We start from the raw sequence: 12649 nt of genomic DNA, 5'->3' as shown, positions 1-12649 counted from the left end.
GGCACGGCCCTTCGGGCCTTTGCCCATGCTACAAATTCTGAACTCTGAGCATCGGACCGCATTGCCCGTCCAGGAAACAGGAAGCAGGAGCCCTCACATGGAAATCCGTCTTGCGCGCACCGGCCGCCGTCTGCTGGCCGCCTTTCTCGTTCTCGGCCTCTCCGCCTGCGCGGTGGTACCGCCGGAGGAAGAGACCAGCGACCCGCTGGAACCGGTCAACCGGGTCATCGATCGATTCAACGACAAGGTCGACCGCTGGCTCCTGAAACCCCTGGCCACCGGCTACGAACGCACCATCCCGGCACCTGTCCGTCGCAGTGTGAACAACTTCTTTGCCAACCTTGGAGAGCCGCTGACCCTGGTCAACGACCTGCTCCAGGGCAAGCTGCGCCAGGGCGCCCAGGACGGGCTGCGTTTCACCTTCAACACCACCTTCGGCATCGGCGGCCTGTTCGACGTCGCCTCGCACATGGACCTGCCGCGGCACCAGGAGGACTTTGGCCAGACCTTCGGCCGCTGGGGTATCGGCGAGGGCTGGTATCTGGTGCTGCCCTTCCTCGGTCCCAGCAACATACGTGACGGCATCGGCCTGTTCGGGGACTATGCACTCGATCCGGTGGCACGACACGACGAGGTACGCGAGCGCAATGCCCTGATCGGGCTGCGCGCCGTGGACGACCGCGCCCAGCTTTTGACCGCCAGCAAGGTGCGCGACACGGCCGCGCTGGACAGCTATCTTTTCACCCGCGAGGCCTACCGGCAGCTGCGCTGGAACCGCATCCACGACGGCAACCCCCCGCCGCCGAAGTTCGACTGAGACGATGAATGGGTGATCCGTACCGCAGTGTGTGAACGCAGAATTTGCAGGATGGGCAAAGGAGCGTAGCGACGTGCCCATCAGCATCCCGTGACCGTCATGATGGGCACGGCCCTTCGGGCCTTTGCCCATCCTACCAACTCCGCCATTGTGTCCTGGTCAGGGAACGCAGAGTTCACAGAGGCGCCGAGGACGCAAAGGTATTGGGGGGATGACAGGTGCTTCGCTTGATCCCGGCCGGGGACGGGCAAGGCAAAGCGTGACCTGTGCAAACCTGTTTCCCAGTTGGGTGGTTTAGCCAAAGTCCCGCCGTGAAACCCGGATGAAGCGCAGCGAAATCCGGGGCTTCCCATTGGCAGTGCCCCGGATTGCGGCCTTCGGCCTCCATCCGAGCTACGCGGTGCCAGCCGCCGCCATCATGCAAGGTTCTCGGCGCCCTCTGCGCCTTTGCGAACTCTGCGTTGATGACCTGGTCGTGGATTCCCGAGCCGTCCCATCAAAAAAGCCGCCAGCGGCGGCTTTCTCATTATTGGTCGGGGCGAGAGGGTGAGCCCGGCGGTTTGCGCGAAGCACTGCTTCGCGCCGGGCGAACGCCCCGAGGCTGTGCCGAGGGGCCGGGAATCCCGAGCCATCCCATCAAAAAAGCCGCCAGCGGCGGCTTTCTCATTATTGGTCGGGGCGAGAGGATTCGAACCTCCGACCACCGCAACCCCATTGCGGTGCGCTACCAGACTGCGCTACGCCCCGTGACCCCTGCCTGCAGGGGACGCACATCATACCCGATCGTCCGAAACAAGGAAATCAGCGCCGCAGGATCTGCAGCAGTTCTTCCAGCTCCATGCGCATCTGGCGCACTACCTGCTGGCTGTGGGAAATATCTTCGCGGGCCTCCTGGCCGGACAGGCGCTGGCGCGCACCGCCGATGGTGAAGCCCTGCTCGTAGAGCAAGCTGCGGATCTGGCGGATCATGATCACGTCGTGGCGCTGGTAGTAACGGCGGTTGCCGCGGCGCTTGACGGGCTTGAGCTGCGGGAACTCCTGCTCCCAGTAGCGCAGCACATGCGGCTTGACGCCGCACAGTTCGCTGACTTCGCCAATGGTGAAGTAGCGCTTGCCGGGGATCGGCGGAAGATCGTTATTGTTGCTCGCTTCCAGCATAGGCCTCTACTCGGGATTTCAGCTTCTGACCGGGACGAAAGGTCACCACGCGGCGGGCGCTGATGGGGATTTCCTCACCCGTCTTGGGGTTCCGCCCCGGCCGCTCGTTCTTGTCCCTGAGGTCGAAGTTGCCGAATCCCGACAGTTTGACCTGATGCCCGGTTTCCAGGGCGACCCGGATCTCTTCGAAAAACATCTCGACGAGTTCCTTCGCTTCCCGTTTGTTCAAACCCAGTTCTTCGAACAGTTTTTCCGCCAGATCGGCTTTGGTCAGCGCCATGTGTCACTCTCTCAGACTAGCCCCGAGTTGCTCCCTGAGTGCCGCGGTCACGCGGGAAACGACACTCTCGATGTCCTGGTCAGTAAGTGTGCGTGAGGAATCTTGAAGAATCAAGCCTAACGCTATGCTTTTACGTCCCTTTTCTACCCCCTGCCCCATGTATACGTCAAACAGGCGGGTTTCCTTGAGTGTTTCGCCCCCGGCCTCACTCACCACGCGGCGGATTTCGCCCCAGGGAACGGTCGCGTCGACCACCACGGCCAGGTCCCGACGCAGCGCCGGAAAGCGGGAAATGGGCGCGAATCGCGCCGGCCGCGCCGATTCCAGAGCCGCCAGTTCGATCTCGGCCAGCTGGGTGTTCGCCGGCAGGTCGAGACGACCGGCGAGCGCCGGGTGCAGGCTCCCGATCCAGCCGACCGGCCGCCCGTCTTCGAGGATACGCGCGCAGCGCCCCGGATGCAGCGCCGGATGGCGATCGGGACGGAATTCGAAGTCTGCGGCGCGCCCGGTCAGGGCCAGCAGGGCCTCGACATCGCCCTTGACATCGTGGAAGTCGATCGGCTCCGACGGCACCCCCCACTGTTCCGGACAGCGACTGCCGCAGGCCATGACGCCGAGGTATCCAATCTGTTTTATTTCATTATCTTGAGAAATAAAGTTGAGACCGGACTCAAAGATGCGAACCCGTTCCTGCTGGCGGTTGAGGTTGTGCCGCAGCACGCCGGCCAGGCCCGGCCAGAGGCTGCTGCGCATCACCGCCATCTCCGAGGAAATGGGGTTAGCGAGTGCGACCGGGGTGTGGTCGGGGTCGAAGGCGGCAGCCAGCTCGGGATCGATGAAGCTGTAGGTGATTGCCTCCCGGTAGCCCCGGTCCACCAGCGTGGCCCGGAGGCGCTCCCGTGGCAGCCGGGTCTCGCTGGCTGACTTCAGGCCAAGCACCCCGGTCGGCGTGCGCTCCGGCAGCCGGTCGTAGCCATGGACGCGGCCCAGCTCCTCGATCAGATCGGCCTCGATGGCCATGTCGAAGCGGAAACCGGGCGGCGTCACCCGCCAGCCGTCGGCCAGGGGCTCCAGGCTGCAGCCAAGACGGCCGAGGATGTCCTCGACCTCGTCGCGGGGCATGTCCAGGCCCAGAAGCCGCCCGATACGGGGCGCGCGCAGGTGAATGGCCGCCCGCTCGGGCAGGAAGTCCGCGCGGGTGACCGCCTCCACCGGGCCGGCCTCGCCCCCGGCGATGTCGAGCAGCAGCCGGGTGGCGCGTTCCATTGCCTGCCGCTGCAGCCAGGGATCAACGCCGCGCTCGAAGCGGTAGGAGGCATCGGTCTGCAGCCCGTAGCGGCGGGCGACACCGGCCAGCCGCTCGGGGGTGAAGAAGGCGCATTCCAGAAAGACGTCGCGGGTGCGGTCGCTGCAGCCCGAGGCCTCGCCCCCCATGACGCCGGCGATGGCCAGCGCCTGGCGGGCATCGGCGATCACCAGGGTATCCGTATCCAGTGTCACCTCGCGTTCGTCGAGGAGTACCAGCCGTTCGCCCGGCAGCGCATTGCGGACGTGGATGGCGCCTTCCAGCCGGGCGAGGTCGAAGGCATGCATGGGCTGGCCCAGTTCCAGCAGCACATAGTTGGTGACATCGACCAGCGGGCCCAGCGAACGGAGGCCGCTGCGGCGCAGGCGTTCCTGCATCCACAGCGGCGTCGGCGCCTCGGGATTCACCCCGCGGATCACACGGCCGAGATAGCGCGGACAGGCGGCCGGTTCCTTGACTTCCACGGCAAAGACATCGGCGATGGCTGCGGGCACCTCGTCCATCCGCGGCACGGTGACCGGCGACCGGGTCAGGGCGCCGACCTCGCGGGCGATGCCGAGAATGCCGAGGCAGTCGGCGCGGTTGGGCGTGAGGTCGACGTCGATCAGGGCATCGTCGAGCTGCAGGTAATCGCGGATGTCCTGGCCGACCGGGGCATCCGCAGGCAGGTCCATCAGCCCGGCATGGTCCTCGGACAGGCCCAGCTCACGTGCCGAGCAGAGCATGCCGAAGGATTCCACCCCGCGCAGTTTCGCGCGCCGGATCTTCATGCCGCCGGGCATGACGCCCCCGACCCGCGCCAGCGGCGCCTTCATGCCGGCGCGCACGTTCGGCGCCCCGCACACGATCTGCAGCGGCTCGCCGCTGCCGTCATCGACGCGGCAGACCCGGAGCTTGTCGGCGTCCGGGTGCGGCGATACCTCCAGCACCTCTGCCACCACCACCTGTTCGAAGTCCGGTGCCGCCGGCTCGACGCTGTCCACCTCCAGCCCCGCCATGGTCAGGCGCTCGGCCAGTTCCCGGGTGTCGATCGGCGGGTTTACCCACTCGCGGAGCCATTGTTCGCTGAATTTCATGATCCGGATCTTTTATTGATATCGATGGATGGCCACGGGATCCACTGCACCCACGGCAAACTCGCTGTCAGGCAGGTGCTCGACCGGACACCCTGACTCGGGGGCACACCGGCTGTGGCTGTCATGGATTGTCCATCCTGCACCCGAAACGCATTCGGTGGATTCATTCAGTGGATTCCGTGGCCATCCATTCCTCTCAACGGAACTGTGCCAGAAACCGCAGGTCGTTCTCGAAGAACAGCCTGAGATCGTTGACACCGTAGCGCAGCATGGCCAGGCGCTCGACGCCCATGCCGAAGGCGAAACCGGTATAGCGCTCGTTGTCGATGCCGACGTGCTCGAACACCTTCGGATGCACCATGCCGCAGCCGAGGACTTCCAGCCAGCCGGTGTGGCTGCAGACCCGGCAGCCCTCGCCGCCGCAGATGACACAGCCCATGTCCACTTCCGCCGAGGGCTCGGTGAAGGGGAAATAGGACGGCCGGAAGCGCACGGCCAGATCCTGTTCGAAGAAACGTCGCAGAAAATCCGCGAGGATGCCCTTGAGGTCGGCGAAGCTGACCGATTCGTCCACCATCAGGCCCTCGACCTGGTGAAACATCGGGGTGTGGGTCAGGTCCGAGTCGCAGCGATAGACGCGCCCGGGCGCGATGATGCGCAGCGGCGGCGCCTGGTTCTCCATCACCCGGATCTGGACCGGCGAGGTATGGGTGCGCAGCACGGTGTGGGCATCGAAGTAGAAGGTGTCGTGCATGGCCCGCGCCGGATGATGGGCGGGAATGTTGAGGGCCTCGAAATTATGGAAATCGTCCTCGATTTCCGGCCCCTCGGCGACCTCGAAGCCGATGCCCTCGAACAGTTCGCGGATGCGCTCCAGGGTGCGCGTCACCGGATGCAGGCCGCCGATGTCCTGGCCGCGACCGGGCAGGGTCACGTCGATGGTCTCGGCGGCCAGTCGCGCCTCCAGCTCGGCCCGCTCCAGCGCCTCGCGGCGGGCATCCAGCGCCGCCTGCACGCGGCTCTTGGCTGCGTTGATGACCTGGCCGGCCTCGCGGCGCTGCTGGGGGGGCAGCTTGCCCAGCTGCTTGAGCTGGGCGGTCAGTTCCCCCTTCTTGCCCAGATAGCGTACCCGGATGTCATCCAGCGCACGCAGGTCCGCGGCGGCCTCGATCGCGGCCAGGGCCTCCGCCGTCAGTTTGTCGAGTTGTTCCTGCACGGGCGTATCCTTGGCGAAAAAGAAAAAGGGAAGGCGCGAAGGCCTTCCCTTTTCCGGGTCATGGACGCGGCATCAGCCTGGCTGACGCGCGCGCTCAACCACCCAGAGCGGCCTTGGCCTGCTCGGCAACGGCGGCGAAGGCGGCCTTGTCGTGCACGGCCAGGTCCGCCAGCACCTTGCGGTCGATTTCCACCTCGGCCTTCTTGAGACCGTTGATCAGGCGGCTGTAGGACAGTCCGTTCTCGCGGGCCGCCGCATTGATGCGGGCGATCCACAGGGCGCGGAACTGCCGCTTGCGCTGCCGGCGGTCACGATAGGCATACTGCCCGGCCTTGATGACGGCCTGCTTGGCAACCCGGAACACCTTGCGGCGTGCGCCATAGTAGCCCTTGGCCTTCTTCAGAACCTTCTTGTGGCGCTCGCGGGCGACCACACCACGTTTTACGCGTGCCATGTCGGATCACCCCGCTCAGCTGTAGGGAAGCATGCGGCGCACCATGGCCACATCCGCTTCCGCGATCCGCGCGGGCGTGCCGAGCTGGCGCTTCCGCTTGGAACTCTTCTTGGTCAGGATATGACGACGGTGGGACTGGATGCGTTTGAACCCGCCCTTCGCCGTCCGCTTGAAGCGCTTGGCGGCGCCCCGGTTGGACTTCATCTTCGGCATTTCTGCAACTCCGTATTGGCGGCCGCCGCGGCGACCGGTTCAATGTCCGAGACCGCGTTACTGCGCGGCGACGGTCTTCTTCGGGGACATGACCATGACCATCTGACGGCCTTCCATCTTCGGAAACTGTTCCACGACGCCGTACTCTTCCAGGTCCTGCTTGACCCGTTCGAGCAGCTCGCGTCCCAGTTCCTGGTGGGCCATCTCGCGGCCGCGGAACCGCAGGGTGACTTTCACCCGGTCCCCGTCCTGCAGGAAACGTATCAGGTTGCGGAGTTTGACCCGATAATCCCCTACGTCCGTGCCAGGCCGGAATTTCACTTCCTTGACCTGGACCTGTTTCTGCTTCTTGCGCGCCGACTGCTGCCGCTTGGACTGCTCGAACTTGAACTTGCCATAGTCCATGATCCGGCAGACCGGAGGTTCCGCGTTGGGAGAGATCTCGACCAGATCGAGGTCCGCTTCCTCGGCCAGGGCGAGCGCCTTTTCAATCGGCACCACGCCGACCTGTTCTCCGTCCTGGTCGATCACCCGCACTTCGGGCGCCAGGATCCGATCATTGACGCGGTACTGTTCCTTTGGCTTAGCGATGCCCTATTCCTCCAAAGCAGCGCGGCCGCGGCTCGCGATCTCCGAGGAGAGTCGTTCGACCAGGGCATCCAGTGTCATGGTACCCAGGTCCTCCCCGCTGCGCGTGCGCACGGCCACGGTTCCGGCTTCGGCTTCCCGGTCTCCCACGATCAGGAGGTAGGGAACCCGTTGCAATGTGTGCTCGCGGATTTTAAAGCCGATTTTCTCGTTTCTCAAGTCCGAAATGGCCCGGATACCCTGATTTTTCAAGGATTGTTCCACCGCCCGGACGGCCTCGGCCTGGCGATCGGTGATATTGAGCACCACGGCCTGCACCGGGGCCAGCCAGAGCGGGAACCTGCCCTCGTAGTGCTCGATCAGGATGCCGATGAAGCGCTCCAGCGAGCCCAAGATGGCCCGGTGCAGCATCACCGGCACCTGCTTGCTGCCGTCCTCGGCGATGTAGTGGGCGCCCAGTCGCCCCGGCATGGAGAAATCAAGCTGAATGGTGCCCAGTTGCCAGACCCGGCCCAGGCAGTCGCGCAGCGAGAACTCGATCTTGGGCCCGTAGAAGGCGCCCTCCCCCGGCTGCAGTTCCCATTCCAGGCCCTTGTGGTTGAGGGCGTCCTCCAGCGCCTGCTCGGCGCGGTCCCAGAGGGCATCGTCGCCGACCCGCTGCTCGGGGCGGGTGGAGAGCTTGATCAGCACCTCGTCGAAGCCGAAATCCCGGTAGACCTCGAACAGCAGGTCGATGAAGGCCGAGACCTCGTCGAGGATCTGGGATTCCATGCAGAATATGTGGGCATCGTCCTGGACGAAGTTGCGCACCCGCATCAGGCCGTGCAGGGTCCCGGAAGGCTCGTTGCGGTGGCAGGAGCCGAACTCCGCCAGCCGCAGCGGCAGGTCCCGGTAGGACTTGAGGCCGTGATTGAAGATCTGGATGTGCGCCGGGCAGTTCATCGGCTTGACCGCGTAGTCGCGGTTCTCCGAGTGGGTGGTGAACATCATGTCCTGGAACTTGTCCCAGTGCCCGGACTTCTCCCACAGCACCCGGTCGATGACCTCCGGGGTGTGCACCTCCTGGTAGCCGTGCTGGCGCAGCTTGTCGCGCACGTACTGCTCGATGGTGAGATAGATCTGCCAGCCGCGGTCGTGCCAGAACACCATGCCCGGAGCCTCTTCCTGGGTATGGAAGAGGTCCAGCGCCTTGCCCAGCTTGCGGTGGTCGCGCTTCTCCGCTTCCTCCAGCCGGTGCAGGTAGGCCTTCAGTTCCTTTTTGTCGCGCCAGGCCGTGCCGTAGATGCGCTGCAGCATCGGGTTGCGCGAGTCGCCACGCCAGTAGGCACCGGCCAGCTTCATCAGCTTGAAGGCCTTGCCCAGCCTGCCGGTGGACGGCAGGTGCGGGCCGCGGCAGAGGTCGAACCAGTCGCCCTGGCGATAGACGGAGATCTCCTCGCCCTCGGGCAGGTCGCGGATGATCTCCACCTTGTACTTCTCGCCCAGTTCGTCGAAGACACGGATGGCCTCGTCGCGGTCCCAGACCTCGCGGCGGATGGGCAGGTCGCGCTTGACGATCTCGTGCATGCGCGCCTCGATCTTCTCCAGATCCTCGGGTGTGAAGGGCTCCTCGCGGGCGAAATCGTAGTAGAAGCCGTCCTCGATCACCGGGCCGATGGTGACCTGGGTGCCGGGATAGAGCTCCTGCACCGCCTGCGCCATGACATGGGCGGCATCGTGGCGCAGCAGTTGCAGCGCCTCGTCGTCGCGGGCGGTGACGAGCGCCACTTCGGCGTCGGTGTCGATGGTGTGACTCAGATCCACCATGCGGCCGTCGACCTTGCCGGCCAGCGCCGCTCTGGCGAGGCCGGGGCCGATGTCGGCGGCGATGTCCTGAAGGGTGACGGGGTGATCGTAGCTGCGGCGGGAACCGTCGGGCAGCGTGATGGTCGGCATGAAAGGCTCCAGTGGTGACCGATACGAGGGGTCACTTGGTTGGGATTTCCCGGCCGCCGGTCCGGGAGGAGCGCGGCGGCGAGATACAAGATGCAAGAGACAGGATACCAAGCAGCTGTGCACCGACTTGTATCTTGCTACTTGCCTCCTGCATCTGCCTGAATTTGGTAGGCGCGATTGGACTCGAACCAACGACCCCCACCATGTCAAGGTGGTGCTCTAACCAGCTGAGCTACGCGCCTGAAGTCGTAAACCGGGCATTATAGGTGGCGCCCCCGGCTTGTCAATCACGGCCGCCCCCGGGCTCACAGGTTGTCGTAGCGGTTCAGATCCAGGATGCCGCCGGTGAGCGGATGCTGCCGGCTACGCTGGCCCTGGAACCAGTCCGCCACGGCCCAGAAGCCCGGGTGAGTGCGGCGCACGCCATAGCGGAGCACAAAGCGCTCGTAGTCCGCCGGGTCGCGGATAGCGGCACACTGGCGGGCGAAGGCCTCGATGTCGTCGATGTCGACCTCGAAGAAAAAGTTGGGGTAGTTGCCCTCCAGCCAGTCGACCACCGTCACGGTGTCGTGCTCGATGTCGGCGCGTTCCCGCTCGCCCTTGTCGGCGAGAAAGGAAGACACGTTGCGGTAGGCCTTGTTGCGCAGGATCGAGTAGGCCATGTCGCCCTGTGCGCTGCGTACCCTGACATGCGCGACCTCCGGGAAGGCGTGCAGGCGGGCACCCCGGTTGCGCGTGATGCCGGCCATGGCCCGATCGGCACGGGCCCGCAGCGCCGGCGGAATGCCGCGCGTCCCGCAGGGCGGGGCATCGCAACGGTTGCGGCCGGCCTGGCGCTCGGCCACCGGCGCGACCAGCGCCCGCATGCGCCGGTAAAGCTCCTGCAGCGGGTCGTCGCTGCGGTAGCCGGTGACCACATCCACCGACAGCCAGGCCTGGGGCTCGCGGAAGAAACGCTGCAGTTCGCCCCGCAGGCCCCGGTACCACCGCGCGCGCACCTGCCGTCGCGTGGCAGCGGGCAGGAAGGCGAGGAAATTGTCTTCTCCCTCCATGCGCAGGAAGTCCATGTACACCCGGGTGTTGAGCTGGTGGCTGAGATTGCCGAAGACGTTGAACCCGGCCACCAGCAGGTAGTGGATGCGCTCGAACAGCGGATAGTCGAGGAACCAGGCCGTTTCCGGCGCCTCGCCGACCAGTCCCCAGGCCACCGAGGCGCTGTCGAAGTGGCGGAACACGGTCAACGCCGCGGAGGGATTGCGGCCGTCGCCATTCCAGACCAGGCCCAGCGCCTGGTCCAGATCCCTTTCCGGCAGGCGCAGGAACCGGGCCTGGCGGGCGGCCATGTAGCGGCGCTCCCGCTCACGGTAGTCGGTCCAGATGCGCAGCAGGCCCAGGCCCGGGCCGTCGGCGGTGGGCAACTGCAGTTCGTCTGCGACAGAGGCCAGAAAGGCGCCCTCGTCGGCGAAGAACTGCGCATCCGGATCGAAGAACATGACCCAGAAGCGGTCCTCGATCACGCTCAGCGCAACCTGCCCGCGACACACCGGCCCCTTCACGAATCCCTCGATGAAGAAATGGGCGTCGTCGAGCAGAAAGCGGTAACGGGCATTGGCGGGGATGGCAGCGAAGGTCCTGAAGGGGTTGGCCGCCAGCTCCGGGCGATACGAGGGCAGCCGGTCGACGACATAGTCCGGCTCGATGAAGAGCGCGCGGAAGCGCGCCAGCCGCGCGTCCGACAAGCTGTAGACAAGGTGGTTCTTCTGCACGATGCTGCCCTGCACCCGGCGCAGGCGGTAGTGGAAATCGGGCCGGCCCGGATCGTCGTAGGGCAGCACGGTGGCGATTTCGCGGATCGGCTCGCCCGGTGGCGTGGTCGAGCGCACCAAGCGGAAGAACTCCCGCGCCGGCGTGCCCTCGAAATGCAGGTGGGCGTGAAACAGGTGTTCGTAGAGATAGCGGCTGACCAGCCGCTGCTTGTTGCCGGACCCGTTGAAGAAGGCCTCCCAGCGCGCGATCTGCGGCAGGGCGGCCGGCGACGGCGGCTCGTCGGGCGGCAGCGGCGCGCCCTGCGCAATCCAGCGCACCAGCGCCCGGTACTCGGCACTGGACAGATTGGGCATGGCATAGGGCATGCCCCAGCGCGGGTGCTCGCGGGCGAATTCCTCGAAGCCGGCGCGGTCGGTGCACACCTGCTCCCGGTCCAACCCCAGGGTGTAATCGGCCGGCAGCCGCCCCGACCGCGGCTGCGGGTGCCGTTCCTTGAGCGCCAGCATCTGCCGCAGCAATGAAGCCTCCGGGCCGGCCTCGGGCGTCGCTTCCCCCTCCGGCAACACCGGATGGAAGCCGAGCGCGCGCCAGCCGGCGATCGAGTCGGCATCGATGAACAGCCGGGTCGGCTGCGCCGGGCGCAGGCGGGTGCCGTCGTACACGGGCTGCCGGCTGGCTCCGCGTCGCAGGCCCTCGGGCGAGGACAGCTTGAGCTGGCAGGGGGCATCGTAGCAGCCGTGGCAGACCACACAGCGACGGTCGAGGATGGGGCGGACGCGGGTGTCGAAGTGGCCGGCATCCCGGCCCTCCGGCGCGGCAGCCGCAGCCACGGCCAGGGCCGACAGCAGGACCGCGAGCCAATTTCCCGCGCGCCGTTTCAACCGACTTCCTTGTCCGGCAGTCCCAGCCCCCGGGCACGGATGTGCTCGATCTCGTCGCGCAGGCGGGCCGCCTCCTCGAACTCGAGATTGCGGGCGTGGGCGTACATGGCCTTTTCCAGCTCGGCGATGCGGCGCATGGCGGCCTCCGGGGTGAGCGCCGCGTACTCTGCCGCGGGCTCGGCCACCTGCTTCGCCGCCCGCGGCATGCCCGGCGCCGCGGGCGTGGCGCCTTCCATGATGTCCGCCACGCCCTTGCAGATGCTGCGCGGGGTGATGCCATGGGCCTCGTTGTGGGCGATCTGCTTCGCGCGCCGGCGCTCGGTCTCCTCGATGGCGCGCTGCATGGAGCCGGTGATCTCGTCGGCATAGAGAATCGCCTTGCCGTGGACGTTGCGCGCGGCGCGGCCGATGGTCTGTATCAGCGAGCGGTCGGAACGCAGGAAGCCTTCCTTGTCGGCATCGAAGATGGCTACCAGCGAGACCTCGGGCATGTCCAGCCCCTCGCGCAGCAGGTTGATGCCAACCAGCACGTCGAATTCGCCCAGGCGCAGGTCGCGGATGATCTCCACGCGCTCGACGGTGTCGATGTCCGAGTGCAGATAGCGCACCCGCACCCCGTGCTCGGCCAGATACTCGGTCAGGTCCTCTGCCATGCGCTTGGTGAGGGTGGTGATGAGCACCCGCTCGTCGGCCGCGACCCGGGCACGGATCTCCGACAGCACGTCGTCCACCTGGGTGGCCACCGGCCGCACCTCCACTTCCGGGTCCACCAGCCCGGTCGGCCGCACCACCTGCTCCACCACCTGCCCGGCGTGCGCCTGCTCGTAGGGCCCCGGCGTGGCGGAGACGAAGATGGTCTGCGGCGCCAGCCGCTCGAACTCGTCGAAGCGCAGCGGGCGGTTGTCCAGGGCCGAGGGCAGGCGGAAACCGTACTCGACCAGGGTTTCCTTGCGCGAGC

The 12649-nt window shown here is 66.2% G+C and carries 11 protein-coding genes and 2 tRNA genes; 1 reads left to right on the top strand and 12 read right to left on the bottom strand.

Annotated features, from left to right (window positions below; genetic code table 11):
* Positions 1 to 97 precede the first annotated feature (97 nt).
* A complete protein-coding gene (locus MVF76_RS08655) occupies positions 98 to 817 on the top strand; it encodes an MlaA family lipoprotein (protein ID WP_297528409.1) in 720 nt (239 codons plus the stop codon).
* Positions 818 to 1487: 670 nt separating this feature from the next.
* Here MVF76_RS08655 and MVF76_RS08650 read toward each other — a convergent pair.
* From MVF76_RS08650 to MVF76_RS08595, 12 genes are all read right to left on the bottom strand, one after another.
* Positions 1488 to 1564, bottom strand: a tRNA-Pro gene (locus MVF76_RS08650).
* 54 nt (positions 1565 to 1618) lie between these two features.
* Complete coding sequence (locus MVF76_RS08645; protein ID WP_297528408.1) at positions 1619 to 1975, bottom strand: MerR family transcriptional regulator; 357 nt, start codon at positions 1973 to 1975, stop codon at positions 1619 to 1621.
* Positions 1953 to 2255: an integration host factor subunit alpha gene (gene ihfA, locus MVF76_RS08640; RefSeq protein ID WP_297528407.1), complete on the bottom strand. Its 303-nt coding sequence runs from the start codon at positions 2253 to 2255 to the stop codon at positions 1953 to 1955. The genes MVF76_RS08645 and ihfA overlap by 23 nt, the downstream gene beginning before the upstream one ends.
* 3 nt (positions 2256 to 2258) lie before the next feature.
* Positions 2259 to 4637, bottom strand: a complete 2379-nt coding sequence (gene pheT, locus MVF76_RS08635; RefSeq protein WP_297528406.1) for a phenylalanine--tRNA ligase subunit beta — start codon at positions 4635 to 4637, stop codon at positions 2259 to 2261.
* Positions 4638 to 4833: 196 nt separating this feature from the next.
* Positions 4834 to 5853, bottom strand: coding sequence for a phenylalanine--tRNA ligase subunit alpha (pheS, locus tag MVF76_RS08630; protein WP_297528405.1), 1020 nt, complete (start codon positions 5851 to 5853; stop codon positions 4834 to 4836).
* A 94-nt stretch (positions 5854 to 5947) separates the two neighbouring features.
* Positions 5948 to 6307 (bottom strand): 50S ribosomal protein L20, encoded by a 360-nt coding sequence (gene rplT, locus MVF76_RS08625; protein ID WP_297528404.1) that lies wholly within the window; start codon positions 6305 to 6307, stop codon positions 5948 to 5950.
* A 15-nt stretch (positions 6308 to 6322) separates the two neighbouring features.
* Positions 6323 to 6520, bottom strand: coding sequence for a 50S ribosomal protein L35 (gene rpmI / locus MVF76_RS08620; protein ID WP_297528403.1), 198 nt, complete (start codon positions 6518 to 6520; stop codon positions 6323 to 6325).
* A gap of 57 nt (positions 6521 to 6577) precedes the next feature.
* On the bottom strand, positions 6578 to 7057 hold the full coding sequence (gene infC / locus MVF76_RS08615) for a translation initiation factor IF-3 (protein WP_411293553.1): 480 nt from the start codon (positions 7055 to 7057) through the stop codon (positions 6578 to 6580).
* Positions 7058 to 7114: 57 nt separating this feature from the next.
* Positions 7115 to 9043 carry a threonine--tRNA ligase gene (gene thrS / locus MVF76_RS08610; RefSeq protein WP_297528402.1) on the bottom strand — a complete coding sequence of 643 codons (1929 nt, stop codon included), beginning with the start codon at positions 9041 to 9043 and terminating at the stop codon, positions 7115 to 7117.
* A 165-nt stretch (positions 9044 to 9208) separates the two neighbouring features.
* Positions 9209 to 9285 (bottom strand) — tRNA-Val (locus MVF76_RS08605).
* Between the two features lie 63 nt (positions 9286 to 9348).
* Positions 9349 to 11691 (bottom strand): fatty acid cis/trans isomerase, encoded by a 2343-nt coding sequence (locus MVF76_RS08600; protein ID WP_297528401.1) that lies wholly within the window; start codon positions 11689 to 11691, stop codon positions 9349 to 9351.
* A partial coding sequence (locus tag MVF76_RS08595) for a helicase-related protein (protein WP_297528400.1) occupies positions 11688 to 12649 on the bottom strand: 962 nt, incomplete at its 5' end. The genes MVF76_RS08595 and MVF76_RS08600, both read right to left, overlap by 4 nt.

Source organism: Thiohalobacter sp., from assembly GCF_027000115.1.
Classification (GTDB): Bacteria; Pseudomonadota; Gammaproteobacteria; order Thiohalobacterales; family Thiohalobacteraceae; genus JALTON01.
This window is presented reverse-complemented; position numbering and strand designations above follow the sequence as displayed.

Coding starts and splice junctions, on each gene's coding strand:
- MVF76_RS08655 (WP_297528409.1), top strand. CDS start 98: ATGGAAATCCGTCTTGCGCGCACCGGCCGCCGTCTGCTGGCCGCCTTT.
- MVF76_RS08645 (WP_297528408.1), bottom strand. CDS start 1,975: ATGCTGGAAGCGAGCAACAATAACGATCTTCCGCCGATCCCCGGCAAG.
- ihfA (WP_297528407.1), bottom strand. CDS start 2,255: ATGGCGCTGACCAAAGCCGATCTGGCGGAAAAACTGTTCGAAGAACTG.
- pheT (WP_297528406.1), bottom strand. CDS start 4,637: ATGAAATTCAGCGAACAATGGCTCCGCGAGTGGGTAAACCCGCCGATC.
- rplT (WP_297528404.1), bottom strand. CDS start 6,307: ATGGCACGCGTAAAACGTGGTGTGGTCGCCCGCGAGCGCCACAAGAAG.
- rpmI (WP_297528403.1), bottom strand. CDS start 6,520: ATGCCGAAGATGAAGTCCAACCGGGGCGCCGCCAAGCGCTTCAAGCGG.
- thrS (WP_297528402.1), bottom strand. CDS start 9,043: ATGCCGACCATCACGCTGCCCGACGGTTCCCGCCGCAGCTACGATCAC.